The following is a 23,977-nucleotide window of genomic DNA, read 5'->3' on the forward strand; positions in this document are numbered from 1 at the left end:
AGCGACACAGCCTTTTTTACCCCTACCCTAATATACCCAATAGATTTCAAGTTGCAGGAAGGCGGCAAGCAAGATAATCCCGATGAGCTGACACCAGTCAGTGATTCGGGTTAACGAGCGTAGCCAACACATCTGCGGCTTGAAAGATGACGGGTATAAATGGAGCAATATCAATGAAAACCCATATCAAAACCCTGGTAGCAAGTATGATTCTGGCATCCTCAGTCGCCGGTATGGCGCATGCAGCAGAACCCGGAGCCAAAGATAAATCAGCCGATAAAGTGGTTATCGCACACCGTGGTGCCAGTGGCTACTTGCCTGAGCACTCACTGCCAGCCAAAGCCATGGCGTATGCACAAGGTGCTGATTATCTTGAACAAGACTTGGTGATGACTAAAGATAATGAGTTGGTGGTTCTCCACGACCATTATCTGGATCGCGTGACCGATGTCGCTGAGCGCTTCCCTGATCGGGCACGTAAAGATGGCCGCTATTACGCCATTGACTTCACGCTACCGGAAATCAAGTCACTGAAATTTACCGAAGGCTTTGATATTGATAAAGAGGGTAAAAAAGTACAGAGCTATCCGGGCCGCTTCCCGATGGGCAAGTCTGACTTCCGTGTGCATACTTTCCAGGAAGAGATTGAATTTGTTCAGGGGCTGAATCATTCGACCGGCAAGAACATCGGCATCTATCCTGAAATCAAGGCACCGTGGTTCCATAAACAGGAAGGGAAAGACATTTCCACCAAGGTGTTGGAAGTGTTGAAGCAGTATGGTTACACCACCAAAGCCGATAAAGTCTATCTGCAATGCTTTGATGCCAACGAATTAAAACGCATCAAGAATGAGCTAGAACCGAAGATGGGCATGGACCTGAAACTGGTTCAACTGGTGGCTTATACTGACTGGAATGAGACCTACGAACAGAAACCTGATGGCAAGTGGGTTAATTACAGCTATGACTGGATGTTCAAGCCGGGAGCAATGAAGCAAGTCGCGCAATATGCCGACGGTATCGGCCCTGACTATCACATGTTGGTGGTTGAAACTTCTACGCCAAATAACATCAAGCTGACCGGTATGGTGAAAGATGCCCATGCCAACAATATGATGGTTCACCCTTACACCATCCGTGCTGATAAGTTGCCTAAATACGCCACTGACGTGAACCAGCTGTTTGATATTATCTACAATCAGGCCGGGGTTGACGGGGTATTTACCGATTTCCCAGATAAGGGTGTGCAATTCCTGCAAAAACAGGGACAACACCAATAAGGTAGCTGCCATCAGTTAAAAATCAGAGGTTAAAAACTGAAATCAAAAAGGGGGGACGATAAGGGTTATCACCCCCCTCAGATTGATTATAAAGTTAAATGAAGGGGAATCGTGCCGTTGGGATCGTCGTGGCGTAAGCCACCGGAGTGCCCCTAGGTACGGTAACCCCTTCACTCACTGATCTATCAGCCCTTTGCCAATAATTTCCTGTTACTTATCAGACCCTAAGAACATCTTTCGCAAATAATGCGGCACTGCGTCATCGGCATTAGAGCCAATCACTTCCAGATTAGGCAACATATCTTTTAGGCGCTGATGAGCATCGCGCATAATGCAGCCCTTACCCGACATAGAGAGCATTTCCAAATCATTCATTCCATCGCCAAACGCGATACATTCTTTCAATGAATAACCAATGATTTTAGCGACTTGCTCAAGTGCGTGGCCTTTGGAAACACCACCACCCATGACTTCCAGACAGGTTGGGAAAGAGAAGCTGGCATTCACCCTATCGCCCCAACGTGCGTTGATGGCTTCTTCCAAAATCAATAACTTATCGTGATCCTCGCAGGTAAAGTAGACCTTACATACCCCGTCGGTCGGCAATAAAGCCGGTTCGAACACTTGATATTTGAACACCGACTCTTGGAAGAACTCTTCCTGTGCCGGGCTTTCGCGGTTCATGTACCATTCGTCATTCAAATAGACGTTGGTCAGAATATCTGGATTGTGGTGTTCAATATTATACAAGTCACGGGCGATGTCCTCATCGAGATTATGGCTGAAAATCAGCTCCCCTGCCGTATTGTGCACGCGCGCGCCATTGGAGGTTATCATAAAGGCACTGATCTCCAGATTGTCGCGGATTTGCGCCACATCAATATGGTGGCGGCCAGTCGCAAACACAAAGTGCACATCACGCTGCGTCAGCAACTTAAGTGTCTCTTTGGTATAAGGCGTCAGTATGTGGTCAGGTGACAACAGGGTGCCATCTAAATCGGAAGCAACAACATGATACATAGCGGTATGTTCTAACCTCTGGTGGAGTCGGAGTCTTGAGGGCCGACTGATGATTGATGTTGCGCAAAAAAGCGCAATATGGCGCTTAACGCCTCGGCACGCAGGGTGTCCCGTTCGAACAGGATCTCATGGCGTGCGCCTTTAATTAACTTAGGCTGCCCCCCTTCGCAAGGGTGCCCCGCCAGAGTCATTGCCTGAGTAAATGCATTATGGGCCGGGTTATGTACTACCCGATCCTCACTGGCCTGTAGCAACAGAACCGGTGTAGTAATTTTGTCTGCTTGAGCAATAATTTGCTCCCCCACCAGCAAGCTTTCACGAACCCAATGATAGGTTGGCCCGCCGACGCGGATTTCTGGACTGTCAGCATATTGACGCAAGTAGCGGCGATAGCGCTCGCGGCTGTGAGTCAGCATATTGACCACATAGGGTAATGGCCGCCACTGCCCGGTACCTATTGCATAGTAATCCCGCAGCTTTTGATGTTTCTCAGTCCAATCGACAATCCGGTGAGCCAACCAGCCCGGCATCGGCAAATGGATGCCAAACATCGGCGCACAGAGCGCTACAGCATCAAACACTGTTGGTTCTCTCGCCAGATAACGGGTCAGAATCGCCCCCCCCATAGAGTGGGCCAATGCAAAACGCTGCTGATAATGACTTCCGGTTATCTCGCGCTGCACCAGTTGAGAAAAATCTTCAATGTAATCATCAAACTTGATCACATGTCCGCGGTTACGATCGTCAAGTATTCGCCCTGATCGGCCCTGCCCACGATGATCCAATACGATAACATCATAGCCTTGCTGGAATAGATCATAAGCCACTTCGGGATATTTAACGTAACTTTCAATGCGGCCTGGCACTACCACCACCACGCGGGTATGTTGCGGTGAACAAAAACGGACATAGCGAATGGGGATATTATCAACCCCCATAAACTCATCTTCATCCCGCTGCTGCCAGAAATCTAACAATGGGCCGTTAACAAAAGCAGCAAACTGCTCTTCTCGGGTCAACCAGTTATTCATATGATTATCTAACGGCATAGCGTGGCTCGATATAACGTAAATTGTAAATCATGAGCTTATAAATCATGACGTTGTAAATCATGGTGTTATAAAATGGAGCTGATTGCAGCTTCTGGCCTGAATTACTCGGTATTCTGTGAGCCGTAGCACAACTATTATCAATGGAGTATTGTGGCATAAATTTACACATTCAGGGAATTTTGCCGATGACTTTAAACTGGTGGTTAACTTATCTGCTGACGACACTTATCCTCAGTTTGTCCCCCGGTTCGGGTGCGATTAATACTATGAGCACAGCCATCAGCCACGGTACGCGCGGGGTGATTGCCTCCATTTGTGGATTACAATTAGGGCTGGCCGTGCACATTGTACTGGTCGGTGTCGGCCTGGGCGCACTGATTTCACAATCGCTACTGGCATTTGAACTATTAAAATGGCTCGGGGCGGCTTATTTAATCTGGCTTGGTATTCAACAATGGCGTGCGGCCGGTGCGCTGGATCTGCATGCGTTAGCCAACAGTATGCCACGGCGAAAACTGTTTAAACGCGCGGTATTTGTTAATCTGACCAATCCGAAAAGCATTGTTTTCCTGGCCGCATTGTTCCCACAATTTGTTCTACCGCACCAACCGCAGGTGGCGCAATATCTGATTCTCGGCAGCACCAGTGTGATAGTCGATATTATCGTGATGATTGGTTACGCGACTCTTGCCACACGAATTGCTGGCTGGATTAAATCACCACAGCAAATGAAATTATTGAATCGGATATTTGGCGGTTTATTCATGCTGGTAGGCGCATTATTGGCCACCGCGCGCAAAGTATAAAACACATTGATATGCCCCGACCGGGTAACTCACCGGTTGGGGAACTCGTTAGCGAGACAAAATCAGATGGATACCAAAACCAGCGAAGAGTACCCCGGCCAGCCCATCAATCCATTTTGATAATCGTTGATAACCACGGCGCATCACCGGCAAAGCAAAGACACAGGCCACAATGCTAAACCATACAAAAGTTTCCGCCACAATCAGCACAAACAATCCCCAGCGCGCACCAGCAGTCACATTATCACCAACAAACAATGAAAATACGCTGCCAAAATAAATAACCGCTTTGGGGTTTGATAAATTAGTTAGAAAGCCACGCAAGAAAGTCCGGCCACGCGCAGGAAGCGCGACTTGTACCTCAGCCTCTGAAGTATCTCGTTTGGAACGGGCCGATTTCAGCAATTGCCAACCCATCCAGCACAGGTATAACCCACCGCCGACCATAATAATCTGATGCAACCACGCCATTTTCTGCAAGATGAGATTTAGCCCCATCAGAGCGACGCCAGCCCAGACGACGATCCCCAAAGAAATACCGGTCACTCCCATCATCGCTTCACGGCGTGAGCGGCTGGCCGCGGTTTGCGACACAAAAAAGAAATCAGGCCCTGGGCTCATCAAAGCAACCAAGTGCACCAGCGCGACGGTCAGAAATAGCATTAGCATGAGGCAATTCTCTTCAATAAATAAGTCTTTAATAAATAAAGGGCGTATTAATCGTCGTTGTTATCTACATGGTCGCGGATCATCGCCATAAACGGCGCGCCAAAGCGCTCCAGCTTACGTTGCCCGACGCCATTGACACTCAACAGTTCACTGGCAGTAATTGGCATCTGCTCCGCCATCTCCAGCAAGGTGGCATCGTTAAACACCACATAAGGCGGAATATTACCTTCGTCGGCGATAGATTTACGTAATTTGCGCAATTTGGCGAACAGCTTGCGATCGTAATTGCCGCCATAGGATTTTTGATTCGCGCTGCTGCGCACTTTCAAACTTTGGATTCGCGGCACTGCCAGTTGTAGTGGCAATTCGGCACGTAACACCGGGCGTGCAGCCTCGGTCAACTGCAAGGCGGAGAACATGGCAATATTCTGGCTCAGTAATCCGAGATGAATCAGTTGGCGTAGGACACTGACCCAATGCTCATGGCTCTGTTCACGACCAATGCCATACACTGACAGTTTGTCATGACCAGACTCACGAATACGCTGGTTATTGGCCCCGCGCAACACCTCGACGATATACCCCAAACCAAATCGCTGTCCAACCCGATACACACATGACAGCGCTTTTTGCGCATCGGCCAGCCCATCGTAGCGCTTAGGTGGGTCGAGACAGATATCACAGTTACCACATGACTGCTGTTTGCCTTCACCAAAATAGTTCAGCAAGACTAATCGGCGACAGGTTTGCGCTTCAGCAAAAGCCCCCATCGCATTGAGTTTATGCCGCTCAATATCTTGTTGCGCACCCGCCGGTTTCTCTTCCAGACAACGCCGCAACCACGCCATATCAGCCGGGTCATACAGCAACATCGCCTCGGCGGGCAAACCATCACGCCCAGCACGACCCGTTTCCTGATAGTAAGATTCGATAGTGCGCGGAATATCAAAATGCACCACAAAACGAACGTTAGGTTTGTTAATCCCCATACCGAAAGCCACGGTGGCGACCACCACTTGCAAATCATCGCGCTGAAAAGCTTCCTGCACCTGTGCGCGGCGCTCATTGTCCAGACCGGCATGGTAAGCCGCCACACTTAAGCCACGGCTTTGTAGGCGCGCGGTGGTGTCTTCTACCTTAGCCCGGCTATTGCAGTAAATAATGCCACTTTTGCCACGCTGGTCTTGAACAAAACGCCACAGTTGATCAAGCGGTTTGAACTTCTCAACCAAGGTATAGCGAATATTAGGGCGATCAAAACTACTGACCTGAATTAATGGCTGATCCAGATTGAGTAACCGCACGATATCACCGCGCGTGGCTTCATCAGCCGTAGCAGTCAGTGCAATCACCGGTAAATTAGGGAAACGCTGCTTTAACTGACCAAGGGCACGGTATTCTGGGCGGAAATCATGACCCCATTGGGAGATACAATGTGCTTCATCCACCGCCAACAGAGCAGGACGCCACTGGTGTAGCTGATCAAGAAAGCTCTCCATCACCAGCCGTTCAGGTGCGATATACAGCAGCTTAATCTGACCGCTACGGCAGCCGTCCATCACCGCCAATTGCTGCTCGCGTGTTTGTGATGAGTTTAAGCACCCCGCGCCCACGCCATAGGCCAGCAGTTGGTCAACCTGATCTTTCATCAGAGAAATTAAGGGGGAGACTACCAGCGTTAAGCCATCCGTCACCAGTGCCGGGATCTGATAACACAAGGATTTACCACCGCCCGTTGGCATCACTACCAGACAATCTTGCCCTGATAGAGTGGCGTTGATAATTTCTTGTTGCCCGGGCCGGAATTGCTGGTAGCCGAAAGTATCTCGCAATACCTGCTCTGCCAGTAACTCCCTATTTATCACTGCTGCGGTTGACACACTATTCCCCAACTATGAGATCTGCACAGGCCGGTTAACCGGCCTGTGTCTGAAACTTTTCTAACGCCGGATGACGTTAAAGGACATCATTCAACATGATACCCACACCCACCCGTGTTTGCCTAAAGTTATAGTCAATCATTGACTCACCATAACCACTAAACACTTGGGTATAGAAACGAACATGCTTGGTGATTGGGTAGCTCCAGCCCATTTCAGCACCACCATAACCGGTATTCCAGTTATAACGGCCATCCAGACTGAACACACTTTCACCCAAGGCATAGCCTACTTTCAACCGATAATAACCCATGTATTTATTGATATCCGGGTTGTCATCTTTGCTGTCGCTTTCAGGAATACGATACCAAGGCTTCAGGTCGATTTCCAAGTTGCCGCGTTGAGCCATTAGGCGGGTATAAACGCGATCCCAGCTACGTGAGGTAGGATCAGCTTTACCGTTAGACTGGTGATTATAACCAAATTCTACTTCGCGGAATGTCCAGCCAGCCAGCTCATAATCGGTAGCCCAAGCCAGGAATAGTTGTGGTTCGTAGTTGGTTTCACGGAAGGGTGAGGATTCATCTTTGTTCGATGCTTGCCACCAAGAACGTTGAGTATACGAAGCACCCAGCAACGAGTTATCACCCGCAATACCGCGCCAGATAGGGAAGCCCAAGCTCAATTGGAATTTCACTTCATCCTTATTGGCATTCTGCGCCCAATCATAAGAGCTTATCGCATCTTTATTGATATCGCTGGTATAAGTATAGAGTAAGTAGTTGGTTTCATACGGATAAAGCAAGAACGGATTATCGTGATCTTGCAACATTGCCGCAATAATGCTGCCACGAACTGTCGGTGCGTCATGAATCTTCTCAACCGTTGCTTCTTCTGCCTGCGCCAACGTTGGCACCAGTAATAAAGCGATTAAAATCTGCCAAAATCTACCCATCATTCCCCCATCACCTTACGAATTATTTCTATTTGTAATGAAAACAGCTCATTCTACACACAAATGTTATCTGAGATTAGTGTTGTTTATATTTATGATTTAACGACTGGAAAACAACAAAATAGGAGCATAAAATAAACAAACTAATAACATGAGAAATTGTCTTCTAAGAGAAAATAAATGCCTGTAACACCTTTAACTCTGGAGAGTGCCCGCAACCTCATCGGTGAAATCTTTGTCTACCACATGCCATTTAACCGCGAGTTAGGATTAAAATTAATTCGTTTCGAGCAAGATTTCGCCGAAATTACTTTTGATAATAATGACAAACTGGTCGGTAATATTGCGCAGCGAATTTTACACGGTGGAGTTATTGCTGCGGTGCTGGATGTTGCGGCGGGTCTGGTGTGTGTTGGGAACAGCCTGGTTCGCCATGAACCGCTAATTCAGGAACAGCTGCAAATGAAGCTGGCCAAAATGGGAACCATCGACCTGCGTGTCGATTATTTGCGCCCTGGCCGCGGCGAGCATTTTATTGCCAGCAGCCGCATTTTGCGCAGTGGCAACAAAGTGTCTGTTGCCAGAGTTGAGTTGCATAATGAAAACCAAATGCATATTGCCAGCGCGATTGCGACCTATCTGGTTGGCTAATGCGACCTATTGCGGTGATGAATAATAACGTGAAGTTAAGTACACTCACCGCATCTCCTTTCTTGTTCTGAGCCACACCATGGATAAACAACGAACCCGTCAGGGCATTTTCTTTGCTCTGGCTGCCTATTTTATTTGGGGTATCGCCCCTGCTTATTTCAAGCTCATCCAACAGGTGCCGGCTGATGAAATTTTGACTCATCGGATTATTTGGTCATTTTTCTTTATGCTGATTTTGCTGACTGTTAGCCGTAATTGGCCACAGGTCCGCAGCGCCATTAAAAACCGCAAGCGTCTGCTATTACTGGCGGTGACCGCGGTGTTGATTGCCAGCAACTGGCTATTATTTATTTGGGCGGTCAACCACAACCACATGCTGGAAGCCAGTCTGGGCTACTTTATTAACCCGCTGGTCAACGTGTTATTTGGCATGCTATTTCTCGGCGAGCGTTTTCGCCGTATGCAATGGGTTGCCGTGGCACTGGCGTTCGGCGGTGTGCTCATTCAGCTGTGGCAATTTGGCTCGCTGCCGGTGATTGGTTTGGGACTGGCAATTACCTTTGCGTTATATGGCTTGATTCGCAAAAAACTGGGGATTGATGCCCAAACCGGCATGTTAGTTGAAACAATGTGGCTATTACCGATCGCGGCAGTTTATTTGTTCTTTATTGCCGATAGCCCAACCAGCCACATGGGTGCCAATACCTGGTCGCTGAATGTTCTATTAGCCGCCGCTGGGGTGATTACTACTATCCCACTGCTGTTCTTCACCGCTGCTGCCACACGTTTACGGCTGTCGACGCTGGGCTTCTTCCAGTATCTGGGGCCAACGCTGATGTTTATTCTGGCGGTCACTTTCTATGGTGAGACTATCGGCAACGATAAGATGGTCACTTTCGTCTTTATCTGGGCAGCACTATTGTTATTCACACTGGATGCACTCTATACCCAACGCAAGCTGCGCGCTTAACAGTTAAAATGATAAAAAAAGCCCGGTGACATTGAGTTACCGGGCTTTTTTATGCATCCATACCCTAAATAATTCGAGTTGCAGGAAGGCGGCCATTGAGTAACAAATCGGTCGGGAACCGATTTGAACAGCATTTATGCTAGCCCGCAGGGTGAGCCTCAAGAATGAGGCTCATTAATCCCCAGGAATTTACTCAAGTAAGTGACTGGGGTGCACGAAAGCAGTCAACGCACATGCAGCTTGAAGTATGACGGGTATAAAGGTTAGAGCCAGTTTTTGCGTTTGAAATAGAGATATGGCGCCAAACCAGCAACAATCATTAAACCAATCGCCGCCGGATAACCAAATGACCAACGTAGCTCCGGCATAAACTCAAAGTTCATCCCGTAGCTGGATGCGACCAGCGTAGGCGGCAGGAAGACAACCGATACCACCGAGAAGATCTTGATGATGCGGTTCTGTTCGATGTTGATAAAACCCATCGCCGCTTGCATCAGGAAGTTAACTTTCTGGAACAAGGATTCATTGTGCGGCAACAGGGATTCGATATCGCGCAGCACCTCACGAGCTTGTTCCAATTGGCCACTTGGCAAACGCGCTTTACGTACCAGGAAATTCAGTGCCCGCTGAGTATCCATCAAACATAACCGAACTTTCCAGCCAATATCTTCCTGTTCCGCCAATGTGGAAAGCGCAGCATCATATTCATCGCCCTGTTGGCCTTCCATGATAACGCGGCTCAAGGCCTCTAAATCACTGTATATATTCTCGATTTCATCTGCCAGCTGTTCGATTTTGGTTTCAAACAAGTCCAGCAGCAACTCATAGGCATTACCATCAACCAGTGTCTGGTTACGCGCGCGCATACGATATAAACGGAATGCCGGTAATTCACGTTCGCGCAGGGTATACAGGCGACCATCCCGGATAGTGAATGCCACAGTTGAGTTGCCCGCGTGGTCTTCAGCATCTTCATAATAGAAGAAGGAGTGGATATGCAGACCATCCTCATCTTCAAAGAATCGTGCGGAAGCCTCGATGTCGTCCAATTCTGGCCGGGTCGCCAGGCTTTGCCCTAACTCATTCTGGACGCGTTCCCGCTCCCCCTCTTCTGGCTCGACTAAATCGACCCACAGTGAGGTTGTCAGGTCATCTGATTCATCCAGCTCCAAACGGGATAAGCGATTGTTACTTAATTTAAATGCGCTCAGCATGTGCCAAAACTCCCTTGCGGTGATGGATAGGGAAAACGCATTGAAGCACAGAAACAGGTCAGTATTGAAATACCGTTTGTTTCAGACCATAAGGAGATCTGACTCACAGCGGCGTTTTAGCGGGGCCACTGACAACCACGAAGGCTATCAGCAAATAAGAGGATAGCCTTAGAAGTTGCACCATATGAACAGGTTATTGAGCCAGTATCTACTGGGTGTGTCCAAGGCGAATGTCCTCATCAAGAATAGTGCGCGCATGTTACGCCGAGAAGAAAAAGGCTGTCAACCGGTTAAAAGATGTTAATTGGTGAGCACAAATTTCAGTTCTGAGCGGCAAGATTTTTTATCTCACAAACTACCGCGACGGCCCCCTTATAACATTACTCTGTTTACGTTAGATTACAGTCAGCCACTCTTAAGGATATTTGACCAGAATGAAGCAAATCACCCAACAAACTCTGCTGCAGTTGAGCCAAGAAGCGCAGCAGTCACCGCGTCAGAGAGCCAATCTTAACTTCCACCCACAGCTCGACGACCCCATACAGCGCCTGGCGATTGCGATGGAGCCAGAGACTTATGTCCGCCCTCATCGCCATCCCCACACTTGGGAATTACTGACGGCATTGCACGGCAACTTTATTGTGCTGCTGTTTGATGACGCCGGAAAAGTCACCCACCGCGCGCTGTTGGGCCGGGAAACCGCTATTCTGGAAATCCCCGCCAATGTGTGGCACGCCGTGCTCTCACTGGAGAAAGGGGCGGTTATTTTTGAAGTTAAACACGGCCCTTATCAACCTATTGCGGCTGATGATTTCGCCAACTGGTCACCAGCTGAGGGTGAGGTGGAAGTCAGCAACCTATTGGCGTGGTACGCAACGGCGGATATTGGGGCGCACTATCAGCAATAAGATCAGTCAGAAATAATAACTATCGGTAATAATATTAGTGAAAAACCGAAGCCAGCTTCGACTTCGGTTTTGTGTATCCTGAATGCTTATTAAGCCGATGACTCAGCAACACTTACAAACAGGTTTTCCCTTGGTATTGGCAAGAATAATCAACGCTTTATATTTTTAAACTGCTTAGTCGTGTCCGTTAGCGCAATTTCTGTCGGCAGCCTTTCCATTGAGCTGGCACCGTAGAAACCATCGCATTGCGGGCAATTATCCATGATGTATTGCGCATCTTGTGGGGTAGAAATCGGCCCACCGTGACACAACACAATCACATCTTCGCGGACTGCTTTTGCGGCGGCGGCCCATTCATTAATCAGAGGAACGCAATCTGCCAGCTTCAATGCAGTGTCAGCGCCAATATTACCGCCGGTGGTCAGCCCCATATGAGGGACAATAATATCGGCCCCCGCTTGGGTCATAGCGGCAGCATCTTCAGCACTGAAAACATAAGGTGTGGTGAGTAAATCTTTCTCGTGGGCAAGGCGGATCATGTCCACTTCCAAACCATAACCCATGCCGGTCTCTTCAAGGTTGGCACGGAAGTTCCCATCGATTAACCCAACTGTTGGGAAGTTCTGCACGCCAGAAAAGCCCAATGCTTTCAGTTGATCCAGGAATTGGTCGAACTGACAGAATGGATCCGTACCATTCACCCCCGCCAGCACCGGTGTGTGCTTGACTACTGGCAGCACTTCTTTTGCCATATCAACCACAATTTCATTGGCATTGCCGTAGGCCAACAGACCTGCCAGCGAACCACGACCGGCCATGCGATAGCGGCCCGAATTATAGATAACGATGAGGTCGATTCCACCCGCCTCTTCACATTTGGCCGATAGACCCGTACCCGCACCGCCTCCGATAATCGGCTCACGGCGGGCAATCATTTCCCGAAATTTAGCTAATATGGCCTGGCGTTGAAATTTTGGCATGTCGCTTCTCCACGAATAAAATGGCCCTAATGGGATGGGCTCTTTGCTATTTCTTTAAAGTTTTCGACTGCGGCCTGGGCAAACTGTGGATCATTAATATTAAACGGATAATGCACCAGACGGCGTTTGTCTGTTTGAATCACGGTTTCTTGCAGCGTATGGATAAAGGCTTGCAGTGCTTTTTCGTCCCAGAAGGGCTGGCCCGGAGCATCCAGCGCTGAAAATCCCCCCTCCGGAATCAAGAAACGCACTTCTCCTTCACAGCGATTGAGCTTCTCGCCAATCCAGTGTGCCATCTCAATGTTCTCTTGCACGGTGGTGCGCATCAGCGTGACTTGCGCATTGTGCTCATAGAATAAGCGGTCAGCGTATTTCGCCGGAATGGTGGCAGGGCTGCCAAAATTGACCATATCTAATGCACCACAAGAGCCAACATAAGGGATTTGGCTGTGAGCAATGGCATCGAACCTTTCTGGCCCACAGGCTAAGACACCATCAAATAGCAGATCGCAGACTTCGGTGGTGGTCAGATCCAACGCCCCTGCCAGCAAGCCACTTTCCGCTAATTTCTCCATAGCTTTGCCGCCACTGCCGGTTGCGTGGAACACCAGGCAATCATATTCTGCTGATAACGCAGCACTGACAGCCTGAATACACGGGGTCGTCACACCAAACATGGTCAAACCCAGTGCAGGTTTGTCATCGGTGGCTAACTCTTCTTGGGCAAATGCTTCTTTGGCAAAATAAACCGCACCGGCAATTTGATGAGCCGCATTACTCAGTACCCGGCGGGAAATACGATTAAGCCCGGCAATATCCGTAACTGAATACATCATGGCAATATCACTGGCGCCGATGTAACCGGAAACATCACCAGAAGCCATAGTTGACACCATCAGTTTAGGAATACCGATTGGTAAGCTTTGCATCGCGGGTGTTATCAGTGCCGTACCACCGGAGCCTCCCAAACCTAACAGTGCAGCCACATCATCACGGCTGGCAATAAAACGTTTAAAAGCCACTGCCATCGCACTTATCGCCCGCCCCCTGTCACCACAGAACACCGCCAGACGCCCATCGGGATGGTAGCTTGCCACCGTTTCAGCCGTGACATCAGCGCCACCCGCGCGCTGAGTCTCTTTGGTCGACAAATCAACCGTAACGGTCTTCAGGCCGGTTGCTTTAATCAATTCACTGACATAGGTCAGCTCATCGCCTTTGGTATCTGTCGTAGTCGCGATAAAAATATGACGGGGCATCTGAACATCCTTCTGTGAATGCGGAATGTCACAAAAAATGAAGCGCGTTGGTTAAGATAGAATCATATTGAGACTGCAGTATCATTATCGCAAAGGAGATTGTTTAAATGTGAGACTATCGTCTCAAAAACAATCTTAATGTGAAGGGCATTCATGGCGATTTGTGCGAGCGGTTTGTTATAGTGGGCGCAAATACGATCTCAAGACTATGGAGTGACCGTGAGCCATCAAGATAAACCAGAGCACGACTCTCCATCACTAACCACTATTAGGGCCAGAACCCGGCGGTTACTTATCGATACCGCGATGTCGATGTATGAACAAGGTGCGTTTCCATCAATAACCGAAGTGGCAAACGCTGCCCAGCTTTCTCGTGCAACGCCTTACCGCTATTTCCCAACGCAAAGTGCCTTGGTTTCTGCCATGGTTGATGAGAGCCTCGGACCGATATTGGCGTGGCAACCTACTCAACCTGATGCCCGTCAGCGAATTGCTGAATTATTGTCTTTTGCTTATCCGCAAATGTTGCGACACGAAGGTGTGCTACGAGCCGCGCTGCATTTATCGTTACAACAATGGGCCGATAACCGTAGTCATCCAAATAATGAAGAAAAGTTGGTTCGTGGTAACCGTAAACGGTTGTTAAAACTGGCAGTTGAGCCGTTGGAAGGAAAGTTAGCGCCAGAAGCACTGCAACGAGTGATCCATGCTTTCTCGTTAATTTATGGGTCAGAAGTGTTTATGGTGCTGAAAGATATTTGGCATTTGGATGACGCCGGAATTCAGGATGTAACCCAGTGGATGGGCAAAGCCATTCTGCTACAAGCGGAAACCGATGCAAAGCAGGCGGCCCAGGATGAGAGCCGCATGAGTCAGTGATTCGGGTAAGTGAACGCCGCTAACACCGCTGCAGCGTCAAGCCCCCAGACTTTACCCAAAGTCATTGGCGTTGCAGCAAGGCAGCAAATGAACGCGTCCCGATGAGCTGACATGAGTCAGTGATTCGGGTAAGTGAATGCCGCTAACACCGCTGCAGCGTCAAGACCCCAGACTTTACCCAAAGTCATTGGCGTTGCAGCAAGGCAGCAAATGAACGCGTCCCGATGAGCTGACATGAGTCAGTGATTCGGGTAAGTGAACGCCGCTAACACCGCTGCAGCGTCAAGGCCGCAGGGTAAATTTAGACGGCTTCCAGCCGTGCATAAGCCGCTACCAACCACTTAATCCCTTCACCAGGGAAGGCTACTTGCAATCGACTGTGCTCACCGCTGCCTTCCAAATTGACGATAGTGCCTTCACCAAACTTAGGATGTCGCACCCGCTGGCCCAGCGAGAAGCCGCTGTCATTTTCGTTCATTGGCGTCCCCATTCTACGGTGGTTTACCGGGCGAGAGACTGTCGCGCGTAGCCGCACTTCTTCGACACATTCTTGCGGCAATTCGCCGATAAAACGTGATGGCCGATGATTCACTTCTTTGCCATACAGACGACGGCTCTCGGCATAACAGAGTGTCAGCTTCTGCATCGCCCGGGTGACCCCAACATAGGCCAGCCGCCGCTCCTCTTCCAAACGCCCACCTTCATCCAGTGACATCTGACTCGGGAACATGCCCTCTTCCATACCCACGATAAATACCTGCGGGAACTCCAGCCCTTTTGCTGAATGGAGAGTCATCAGTTGAACCGCATCTTGATAGGCATCTGCTTGCCCCTCACCAGCCTCCAGCGCCGCATGAGAAAGAAATGCCTGCAGTGGCATCAGATCCTGATCTTCATCCTGATAGCTGTATTGGCGAGTCGCGTTGACCAGTTCTTCAAGGTTTTCAACACGCGCCTGACCTTTCTCGCCCTTTTCCTGCTCATACATCGACCACAAGCCAGAATCGCGAATCACACGATCAGTTTGGACATGCAGCGGCATATCAGCTGTTTCATGCGCCAGTGAATCCACCAGTTCGGCAAAACGTTGTAGCGCAGAAGCCGCGCGGCCCGCCAGCACTTTTTCCTGCAACATGGCACGGGTTGACTGCCACAAGGTTAACTGGCGGTCACGCGCGGTTTGGCGAATAACATCTAATGTACGATCACCAATCCCACGAGTCGGCGTATTCACCACCCGCTCAAAAGCAGCATCATCGTTACGATTGGAAATCAGGCGCAGATAAGCCAGTGCGTCTTTAATTTCCTGACGTTCGAAGAAGCGCTGACCACCATAAATACGGTACGGCATCGCCGTTTGTAACAAGGCCTCTTCCAAAACACGCGATTGGGCGTTACTACGATACAAGATGGCGCAATCATTCAGCGCACCGCCGTTGTCTTGCCAGGCTTTGATGCGATTCACCACAAACCGAGCTTCATCCAACTCGTTAAAAGCACAATAGAGCGAGATAGGCTCGCCTTGCGCCCCGTCAGTCCACAAGTTCTTACCCATGCGGCCATCATTATTGGCAATCAGGGTGTTTGCCGCCGTCAGAATATTGCTGGTTGAGCGATAATTCTGCTCCAATCGGATGGTTTCAGCGCCAGGGAAATCCTTCAGGAAGCGCTGGATATTCTCCACCTGTGCCCCGCGCCAGCCATAAATTGACTGGTCATCGTCGCCGACAATCATCACATTGGAGCGATCTCCTGCCAATAGGCGAATCCAGGCATATTGAATGTTGTTGGTATCCTGGAACTCATCCACCAGAATGTTGGTAAAGCGCTCGCGATAGTGATTCAGAATGTGCGGCTTATTCAGCCACAGCTCATGCGCACGCAATAATAGTTCGGCAAAATCCACCAGGCCCGCGCGGTCACAGGCTTCCTGATAGGCCTGATAGATACGCAACCAAGTGGCTTCAACCGGGTTACCGTAGCTCTCAATATGCTGCGGACGTAGACCTTCGTCTTTTTTGCCGTTGATGTACCACATTGCCTGACGTGGAGGCCATTGTTTTTCATCTAAATTCAAGGCCTTAACCAAGCGTTTCAATAACCGCAGTTGGTCGTCGCTGTCGAGGATTTGGAAATCTTGCGGCAGATTGGCATCCATATGGTGAGCACGCAGCAACCGGTGCGCCAACCCGTGGAAAGTGCCAATCCACATGCCGCCCTGACTGGTACCAATCAAATGCTCAATACGGTGGCGCATTTCGGCCGCCGCTTTATTGGTAAAGGTGACCGCGATAATCGAATACGGAGAAGCATTTTCTACCGACAACAGCCAGGCAATACGATGAACCAGCACCCGTGTTTTGCCACTGCCCGCACCGGCCAGTACCAACAGGTTGCAGCGTGGCGCGGCCACGGCTTCACGTTGTTTTTCATTTAGGCTGTCGAGCAGATCAGAAACGTCCATAGGCACCGTTTATCGGGTAAGGGAAAATAGCTAAATCGCCAGCTATCCGGCGATTTTAACATCATTTCACTGTGAATTTATACAGAGTTATTGCAGAGGATTATAGCAATGCTGTCAGGGAAGCCAACTGCGAAATCTCAATATGTGGCAATAACCGGCTGTCACTGGCCGTCATCAGGCTCTGTTGGCGGTCATTAATCCAACATGCTTGCATGCCACAACGTAGCGAACCGGCGACATCTGTAGTCAGGTCATCACCGACATGTAAAATATTTTTCAGCGGAATATCCAGATGATTAGCCGCTTTATGGTACATATCGCGAAAGGGCTTGGCGCGGCCATGCGGGCCGGAGCGCAAGACAAACTGAAAATAATTATCCAGACCACAGGCTTTAGGATCCGCATTGCCATTGGTGATAGCCACCAACGGATAATGCTCAGCCAGCGCGCTTAAGGTGTCGTGTGTAGCCGGCGGCACATAAATACGGCTACGCCATAGGGCAAAATTTTCCATTGCAGCATCAGCCCCACATTGCGCTTCTGACTTGCTCAAGCCATGACGCATCAACCCCAGTTCAATAGCATGCCAGCGCCACTGAGTGACATCATGATAAATGTCCGGGTCTTGCTCCAGCAATTCACGGCGAAAGCGGTGTAAATCTGCGGCTTGCAACTGCGTCAAATTGGGGTGGTACTGCTGTAAAAATGCTACAGACTCTTGTTCTGTACGCGATATCACCGGCCGATTGTCATACAAGGTGTCATCCAAATCGAAGGTAATGGCGGAAATACGTTCAAGTGGACGATAAAAATGCATCAGGATTTGCCTCGTTTGGCCCGTGGATGAGCAGCATCATACACTGTTGCCAGATGTTGAAAGTCTAGATGAGTATAAATTTGTGTAGTGGTCAGATTGGCGTGGCCGAGTAACTCCTGCACTGCACGCAGGTCGCCGCTGGATTCCAGCATATGGGTGGCGAAAGAGTGGCGTAGTTTATGCGGGTGAATATGACTGCTGACCCCTTGCTTGATACCCCATTCAGCGAAGCGTTTTTGCACATTTCGCGCAGAAATCCGCTTCCCGGTATTGGCTAAAAAGATGGCGTCATCCTGCGGTTCAAACAACTCACGCAGTTCCAGCCAATGCTCAAGCCACTTGACTGCCGTTTTGCCGATAGGGACTTTGCGCTCTTTGCTACCCTTACCCATCACCCACACTTCACCACTCGCCAGATCGACATGTTTGCCGTTCATTCCGACCAGTTCAGATAAGCGCAAGCCCGCGCCATACATAACTTCCAGCATCGCCCGATCACGCACTGCCAGTGGGTCATTCAGGTCGATATCCAGCAGTTTATCGACCTCATCGACATCAATATTTTTTGGCAGATGGCGGCCAGAACGCGGGGTACTTACCCCTTTAGCCGGGTTGGCTTGCAATACGCCCTGACTGACCAACCAGTTGAGGAAACTGCGCAAAGCCGAGAGTCGCAAAGCCAGGCTGGAAGAGTGCAAACCGGCGCGTTTGCTCCGTGAAACCAACGAGCGCACTTGTGCGGCATCCAGTGTTTGCCAGTGTGCCAACCCCATCTGTTCGCCCATTTCCATCAGCGCTTGCAGCTGACGCCGATAGCTGGTGATAGTGAGCGGGCTAAGTTGGCGCTCAACTTTGAGGTAACGCAGAAAAGCCTCTACCTGCGGGGCAAGCGAAGTACTGAACTCAGTCATACCGGCTCTATCCAGCGCTCCAACAAGCTCGGCAATAGCAGGGATAATTGATTCAGCATCACAGTGCCCATGCCCTGCTGATAATGCTGGATATCACGACTACTGAAGATGATAACCCCCAGATCGCCCTCTTTGCCCAGCAACGACAATGCCACCGACCCGACTTGCTTAGCTTGCGGCAATAATAGCAATAGCTCCGGTCCATTCAGGCTACCAAGATAATGGCGCTCATTCCCCAGCCGCTGAATGCGCATTGGCTCAAACGCATGGCGAGATAGACCCAAATGGGTGAAGTCAGATGGCGCACCGATTTGCCAACGGTCAGTAAACAATCTGACATTTGCACCGGACAGCCCGAAATCTCTGGCCCAGCGCTGCAAACGATTGAGCATATCCTGCAAGCTACTGGCGGCAGCAAGATTGCCTTGCAGTTGCAGTAACCGGTTGAATAACACTTCATTCAGACCCGCCTGCTCCATCAATAACGTAATCTCTTCTTCCAACTGACCTATCTGGTTACGCTGACGCCCCAGTTGCCACTCCACCAGCGAGACGGTGCCTCTAACCGGATGGGGAATATGCATCTGTTCAACCAAACGAGCATTGCGGATAAAGAAATCGGGATTTTGCAATAAATACTGCATAACAGCATCGTCGTCTAACTCGATACCCGCTAACGCCTGCTCCTCAGAACTTTTCATGTCACACCCGTCATAATGAACCTTTATACCCTAAATAATTCAAGTTGCATGAAGGCGGCAACTGAGCGAGTCCCCAGGAGCTTACATAAGTAAGTGACTGGGGTGACAAATCTGCCCGGAGCAGATTTGAACGCTGCTTGCAGCGGCCTCGCAGAGGCGAGGCCCATGGACGGGCCGAGTAACGAAGGCGGCCAACACATGCAGCTTGAAGTATGACGGGTATATTATAAATGGATAAATCCATCATACACATGAGTGGCTGGCCCGGTCATATACAGCGGGTGACCCGGCCCTTTCCAGCTGATATGCAAACTGCCTCCCGGCAATTCAACATGTACCTCTTCAGCCAACAATTCTTGCTGAATACCAATCGCTACTGCTGCACAAGCCCCGCTACCACAAGCCTGGGTTTCACCGGCTCCGCGCTCATACACCCGCAAGCGGATATGCTCACGGCTCACAACCTGCATAAAACCAATATTAGCCCGTTCAGGAAAGCGCTCATGACTTTCTAATACTGGGCCTAGCAAGGCAACATTGGCAACTGAAACATCATCAACCTGCATCACGCAATGAGGATTGCCCATCGAAACAACACCACATAACACGGTGTGCTCGGCGGCACGCAGAATATAAGTTTTTTCAGCTTTAGCGGCACGGAAAGGAACACTCTGCGGTTCGAAATTGGGTTCGCCCATATTGACGCACACCAGTTCGTCTTCAGTCACACTCAATATCATGCGGCCGGTTTGGGTGCTGACACTGATATCGCGTTTATTGGTTAACCCTTTCAGTCGGACAAAACGGGCAAAACAGCGCGCGCCATTGCCACATTGGGAGACTTCGCTGCCATCAGCATTAAAAATACGGTAGTGAAAATCCAGCTCAGGATCATAAGGTGGCTCAACCACCAACATTTGATCAAAGCCCACGCCAGTGTGCCGGTCTGCTAATCGGCGGATCAACTCCGGCGAAAAGTAAACATTTTGGGTAACTGCATCGACAACCATAAAGTCGTTGCCAAGACCGTGCATTTTGGAGAACTGCATTTCATACTCCGCTGACTTTTATTGACCGGCTAAATTTTCGGTACTGGCTACATTCGGTACTGACTCAATCTGGCGGCGTAAAGGATTGTCACTGTGGCCCAGCGATACTTTGGGTTGGCTTTGAATCGCCCGGTAAACCCTGCTGATTTTTATCGACCTGGCCGCTGTCTTGTTTTGTCGTTTCGACCTTGGGTTTATCTGCCGGAGGGAAATATAACGGGCCTTTCAGACCACAACCGCTCAACGCGAACACCATCATCGCAGTCAGTGGCCAACATAGTTTCTTTTTCATTTTTTAACGCCTGTAAATTGTTTTGACGCCGGTAAATGTGTTATTGCCTGTGATTCACGCGTCCAAGGCCTCTATAATCGCAGGTGGATCATGAAAAGCAATAGGAATTGAATATGAACGACAGCGAGTTTCATCAGTTAGCCGATCAATTGATGCTTTGCATTGAAGAAACACTGGATGGTTTTAGTGGCGATAGCGATATCGATTATGAAACCAATAGCGGGGTGATGACCCTGACTTTTGAGAATGGCAGCAAGATTGTTATCAACCGCCAGGAGCCATTACATCAGGTATGGTTGGCAACTAAAGCGGGCGGTTATCATTTCGATTACCGCGAAGGGCACTGGTATTGCTCGCGCAGCGGCGAAGAGTTCTTTACCAAGCTATCCGAAGCCGCGAGCGCGCAAGCAGGTGAAGACGTGAGTTTTGGTTAACCGAACTTATTTGAGAGTTCAGTGAGTGAAGCGTTAACCGCACCGAGGGGCCACTCCGACGGCTCACGCCGTTACTGCCCCAACGACACGATTTCCCTTCATTTGGCGTGGCCAATAATCTAAGAAAAGGACACACTTTGGCGTGTCTTTTTTCTTATCAAATTAATGTAGCTGAAACTGCTGCGCTGGCTGGCTTGGCTCTTTATCAGCAATATGCAGATGAGACAACGCATTGCTACGGAAAGGGATTACCTGAGTTCGGCCATCTAACTGCACAATTTGATAGAACTGCGGCAAGTTGAAGTTGATAAAGCTGGAGCCGTAAGTAAAACGGTCGTGAGAAGATGAATAGAACCGGCTAACATCCCGCACTAACTCCTCTTTACTGCCCTCGCAATGATGATAAACCTCAACGCGGTTTGTCTCATCCAAGATATAAATATTAAATCCTTTCTCATCTGCGGTGCCTTCGAAAAAGAACTGAATAATCCCTTCGCTGGCAAAACCGTCCACAACAGGTGGCAGATGAATTTGATCGGTTTCGACCTGAATCGATAACCCATGCAGCTTGTTATTAGATATCGCACCATAGAATTCGACAGCATTTTCCAGTTTCTGCACCGAGACACTCAGGCGCTCAAAGAATAGCCCCCATGTCTGGCCGGAAACGCGCACCGCTTTGAAACGGCCCGGTTCCTGACGGGTACTGGACAAACGCAGTTCAATACATTCAGATACCAATTGCTGGATCCGGGTACGAATCAAGCCACGTAAATGTTGGCTATAACAGAACACATCCACGGATTCGGGCGGAGCCGCATCCTGATGCATTTTGCCTAAAATAGTTTTCAGTGCTTCCAATACCGCCTGTTCGCCGCTGAAATGCAGCGTCCGCACTTCATTCCATGAATTGCGATACAACAAATCGATACTGCCAACCAGGCACTGCTGCTGCTCACCAAAACTGAAAACATCCAGTTTACGGAAATCAAAATGCACCACTTGATTACGGAAAGCGGCCGTTGGATCATGTTCCAGATTGACGATAATTGCTAAGTGACGAATCTCGCACGGGCTATACAGCGCTTTAGGTGTCGGTGCTGGCAGACGCAATGGGAAGTGATGAGAGATATCTGTCACCAACTCTTGCAGTTTGACGGTATCGCACAGATTAGCGCTTTTAATATGCAGGTGCGTTTTGCTGGTCAACAAGCCGTTGAAATAGGCCCATGACACCAATTTATTCAGATAACGGTTATATTCCAGCGGCTGATGGCTGACAATCGTCTCCATTGACGGCGCTTGGTTATACAGGTACCAGCCCGGACGGTTAGCACGGCCAGCTGGCACATGAATAAAGGTCAGGTGTTCTTCGGAAAGATCCGGTGAAATTTGTGGGTTAACCAGAGTCACTTTACCCGGCAGGGCTTCAAATGCCGCATACAGTTTACGGGTCAGAACGCCGATATCCTGCGGGCTGGCGCTAACACTCAAGTTGTTGCGCCGCGCAAAGCGAATCAAATTACGATAGCTTTGCATCATGGCATCTAACAGCTCGTTATGTGCTTCACGCACCCGTTCAATCTTCCAATTCGCGCGGTTATCCAACACCGCCAGACTCTCGTCACTCCAGCCCCATTCACTGACCAGTTGGCTGAGAATTTCACGCCGCCAGCCCACACTTGCGGGGGTACGGGATAATTTCTCACACACTTTCAGATAGAAACAACGGCGCACCAGGTTCAAACGGGTGGTGTCATTAATTTGGGTCAGATAACGGGTGACACGATCGAGCATCATGCAGTAAGCATCAAGGCCAAATGCTACTATTTCACCGGCATGCAGGCGCTGCTTGATTTCCATCGCCAAAAGTTGAGAATTAGGGTATTCCCAAGAATAAGCTTCGAGCAGAACCGTTTTCAGCACCGCTTTATAAGGCGAATCGATACTCTTGTACAATTGCCATAAACTGGCCCCAAAATACTCTTCCGCTGACAGGGTGCTCAAACCGCCCAGATCCAGCCATTCATTCGGGGTTAATACGCCCTGCGCGTAAAGCGACAGCACGTAATCATCATAATTATCTTCTTCTTCAACCGGGACCATATTCCATAGAATACGTTTCCCAGCCAGGCGAACCGCGCTGCGGTAAAATTCATCCAGCAATAAAATATGCTGGGTTGAGCCACAATCCTCCCCCCCCAGACTACCACTGGCATTATGGCGGAAACGGTTTTCATCAATCAGGAAGAAGCTGACTTCAACACCCATTGATGCCGCCCATTTTTCCAGCAAACTACATTTCTTTTGCAGACGGTTGCGCTCTTCAGCATCAAGCCATGCTTGGTGACACACCCAGATATCCAGATCGGACGTATGGCACTGGCCAATAGATGAAGTGCTTCCCATTGAGTAGACGCCAGTAATCGGCAGTTCACCGCCCACACTCTGCTGCAAAGGTTGGCCCCATTTGGCTTCAACCTCAGAAAGATAATCCTGTTGCGTTTCATTGGGCGTGAAAAGACAGATACCATGGGGAACGTTACCATCAAGGTATCCCGGCATCAGTGGATGATGGCAATGTAATAGGGTCGGTAGCAGACTGTAGACCTTTTGGAAGGCTGGCCCCATGGCCGCCAAGGCGCGATCGACTCGTAATTGGTTGATCGCATCCAGTCGCTGTTTCAGTGTCTCGATGTAGAGGTACAAGACGTCTCGCCTGGTTGTTCCGGTGCTTAGAATTGTTCCGGTGCTTATAAAAAAAACCGTGTTCCAGATTCGCTTAT

At 49.5% G+C, this 23,977-nt stretch carries 22 protein-coding genes; 7 read left to right on the plus strand and 15 right to left on the minus strand.

Annotated features, from left to right (window positions below; all coding sequences use genetic code 11):
• Window positions 1–173: 173 nt before the first annotated feature.
• Window positions 174–1,280, plus strand: a complete 1,107-nt coding sequence (glpQ, locus tag ACF3VQ_RS19970) for a glycerophosphodiester phosphodiesterase (RefSeq protein WP_392432681.1) — start codon at window positions 174–176, stop codon at window positions 1,278–1,280.
• 210 nt (window positions 1,281–1,490) lie between these two features.
• On the opposite strand, the gene yigL is transcribed toward glpQ, so the two are convergent.
• Window positions 1,491–2,300: a sugar/pyridoxal phosphate phosphatase YigL gene (gene yigL, locus ACF3VQ_RS19975; protein WP_392432682.1), complete on the minus strand. Its 810-nt coding sequence runs from the start codon at window positions 2,298–2,300 to the stop codon at window positions 1,491–1,493.
• 11 nt (window positions 2,301–2,311) lie between these two features.
• A complete protein-coding gene (pldB, locus tag ACF3VQ_RS19980) occupies window positions 2,312–3,349 on the minus strand; it encodes a lysophospholipase L2 (RefSeq protein WP_392432683.1) in 1,038 nt (345 codons plus the stop codon).
• A gap of 188 nt (window positions 3,350–3,537) precedes the next feature.
• Here pldB and rhtB point away from each other — a divergent pair, with 188 nt between their 5' ends.
• Window positions 3,538–4,158, plus strand: coding sequence for a homoserine/homoserine lactone efflux protein (gene rhtB / locus ACF3VQ_RS19985; RefSeq protein WP_392432684.1), 621 nt, complete (start codon window positions 3,538–3,540; stop codon window positions 4,156–4,158).
• Between the two features lie 48 nt (window positions 4,159–4,206).
• Here the strand turns inward: rhtB and rhtC are convergent, their stop codons facing one another.
• The 3 genes from rhtC to pldA all read right to left on the minus strand — a co-directional run bounded on the left by rhtC (window position 4,207) and on the right by pldA (window position 7,662).
• The gene (rhtC, locus tag ACF3VQ_RS19990; RefSeq protein ID WP_077295559.1) at window positions 4,207–4,827 is read right to left on the minus strand and encodes a threonine export protein RhtC; all 621 of its coding nucleotides are present in this window, start codon (window positions 4,825–4,827) and stop codon (window positions 4,207–4,209) included.
• A 47-nt stretch (window positions 4,828–4,874) separates the two neighbouring features.
• A complete protein-coding gene (gene recQ / locus ACF3VQ_RS19995; protein WP_392432685.1) occupies window positions 4,875–6,707 on the minus strand; it encodes an ATP-dependent DNA helicase RecQ in 1,833 nt (610 codons plus the stop codon).
• 76 nt (window positions 6,708–6,783) lie between these two features.
• Window positions 6,784–7,662, minus strand: coding sequence for a phospholipase A (pldA, locus tag ACF3VQ_RS20000; RefSeq protein ID WP_026017922.1), 879 nt, complete (start codon window positions 7,660–7,662; stop codon window positions 6,784–6,786).
• Window positions 7,663–7,842: 180 nt separating this feature from the next.
• On the opposite strand from pldA, the gene ACF3VQ_RS20005 reads away from it, so the two are divergent.
• Together ACF3VQ_RS20005 and rarD are read left to right on the plus strand one after the other, a co-directional pair.
• Window positions 7,843–8,313, plus strand: coding sequence for a thioesterase family protein (locus ACF3VQ_RS20005; protein ID WP_392432686.1), 471 nt, complete (start codon window positions 7,843–7,845; stop codon window positions 8,311–8,313).
• Between the two features lie 79 nt (window positions 8,314–8,392).
• Window positions 8,393–9,283, plus strand: coding sequence for an EamA family transporter RarD (gene rarD, locus ACF3VQ_RS20010; protein ID WP_004391304.1), 891 nt, complete (start codon window positions 8,393–8,395; stop codon window positions 9,281–9,283).
• 263 nt (window positions 9,284–9,546) lie between these two features.
• On the opposite strand, the gene corA is transcribed toward rarD, so the two are convergent.
• On the minus strand, window positions 9,547–10,497 hold the full coding sequence (gene corA, locus ACF3VQ_RS20015) for a magnesium/cobalt transporter CorA (RefSeq protein ID WP_392432687.1): 951 nt from the start codon (window positions 10,495–10,497) through the stop codon (window positions 9,547–9,549).
• 434 nt (window positions 10,498–10,931) lie between these two features.
• Between corA and ACF3VQ_RS20020 the strand changes: the two genes are divergently transcribed.
• A complete protein-coding gene (locus ACF3VQ_RS20020; RefSeq protein ID WP_392432688.1) occupies window positions 10,932–11,405 on the plus strand; it encodes a WbuC family cupin fold metalloprotein in 474 nt (157 codons plus the stop codon).
• A 149-nt stretch (window positions 11,406–11,554) separates the two neighbouring features.
• On the opposite strand, the gene ACF3VQ_RS20025 is transcribed toward ACF3VQ_RS20020, so the two are convergent.
• Window positions 11,555–12,385 carry a phosphoenolpyruvate hydrolase family protein gene (locus tag ACF3VQ_RS20025; RefSeq protein WP_392432689.1) on the minus strand — a complete coding sequence of 277 codons (831 nt, stop codon included), beginning with the start codon at window positions 12,383–12,385 and terminating at the stop codon, window positions 11,555–11,557.
• A 26-nt stretch (window positions 12,386–12,411) separates the two neighbouring features.
• Window positions 12,412–13,644 (minus strand): Tm-1-like ATP-binding domain-containing protein, encoded by a 1,233-nt coding sequence (locus tag ACF3VQ_RS20030; protein ID WP_392432690.1) that lies wholly within the window; start codon window positions 13,642–13,644, stop codon window positions 12,412–12,414.
• Window positions 13,645–13,863: 219 nt separating this feature from the next.
• Here ACF3VQ_RS20030 and ACF3VQ_RS20035 point away from each other — a divergent pair, with 219 nt between their 5' ends.
• Window positions 13,864–14,523, plus strand: coding sequence for a TetR/AcrR family transcriptional regulator (locus ACF3VQ_RS20035; RefSeq protein ID WP_392432691.1), 660 nt, complete (start codon window positions 13,864–13,866; stop codon window positions 14,521–14,523).
• A 301-nt stretch (window positions 14,524–14,824) separates the two neighbouring features.
• Here the strand turns inward: ACF3VQ_RS20035 and uvrD are convergent, their stop codons facing one another.
• From uvrD to ACF3VQ_RS20065, 6 genes are all read right to left on the minus strand, one after another.
• Window positions 14,825–16,987, minus strand: a complete 2,163-nt coding sequence (gene uvrD, locus ACF3VQ_RS20040; protein ID WP_392432692.1) for a DNA helicase II — start codon at window positions 16,985–16,987, stop codon at window positions 14,825–14,827.
• A 100-nt stretch (window positions 16,988–17,087) separates the two neighbouring features.
• A complete protein-coding gene (gene yigB / locus ACF3VQ_RS20045) occupies window positions 17,088–17,804 on the minus strand; it encodes a 5-amino-6-(5-phospho-D-ribitylamino)uracil phosphatase YigB (protein ID WP_077175534.1) in 717 nt (238 codons plus the stop codon).
• A complete protein-coding gene (gene xerC / locus ACF3VQ_RS20050) occupies window positions 17,804–18,715 on the minus strand; it encodes a tyrosine recombinase XerC (RefSeq protein WP_392432693.1) in 912 nt (303 codons plus the stop codon). The genes yigB and xerC overlap by 1 nt, the downstream gene beginning before the upstream one ends.
• Window positions 18,712–19,416 (minus strand): DUF484 domain-containing protein, encoded by a 705-nt coding sequence (locus tag ACF3VQ_RS20055; RefSeq protein WP_392432694.1) that lies wholly within the window; start codon window positions 19,414–19,416, stop codon window positions 18,712–18,714. The genes xerC and ACF3VQ_RS20055 overlap by 4 nt, the downstream gene beginning before the upstream one ends.
• A 224-nt stretch (window positions 19,417–19,640) precedes the next feature.
• Window positions 19,641–20,465 carry a diaminopimelate epimerase gene (dapF, locus tag ACF3VQ_RS20060; protein WP_392432695.1) on the minus strand — a complete coding sequence of 275 codons (825 nt, stop codon included), beginning with the start codon at window positions 20,463–20,465 and terminating at the stop codon, window positions 19,641–19,643.
• A gap of 88 nt (window positions 20,466–20,553) precedes the next feature.
• Window positions 20,554–20,757 (minus strand): lipoprotein, encoded by a 204-nt coding sequence (locus ACF3VQ_RS20065; RefSeq protein ID WP_019080195.1) that lies wholly within the window; start codon window positions 20,755–20,757, stop codon window positions 20,554–20,556.
• 113 nt (window positions 20,758–20,870) lie between these two features.
• Between ACF3VQ_RS20065 and cyaY the strand changes: the two genes are divergently transcribed.
• A complete protein-coding gene (gene cyaY / locus ACF3VQ_RS20070; protein ID WP_392432696.1) occupies window positions 20,871–21,191 on the plus strand; it encodes an iron donor protein CyaY in 321 nt (106 codons plus the stop codon).
• 162 nt (window positions 21,192–21,353) lie between these two features.
• On the opposite strand, the gene ACF3VQ_RS20075 is transcribed toward cyaY, so the two are convergent.
• Window positions 21,354–23,900 carry a class I adenylate cyclase gene (locus ACF3VQ_RS20075; protein WP_392432697.1) on the minus strand — a complete coding sequence of 849 codons (2,547 nt, stop codon included), beginning with the start codon at window positions 23,898–23,900 and terminating at the stop codon, window positions 21,354–21,356.
• Between the last annotated feature and the right edge of the window lie 77 nt (window positions 23,901–23,977).

The organism is Yersinia fenwicki, from assembly GCF_043099325.1.
GTDB lineage: Bacteria > Pseudomonadota > Gammaproteobacteria > Enterobacterales > Enterobacteriaceae > Yersinia.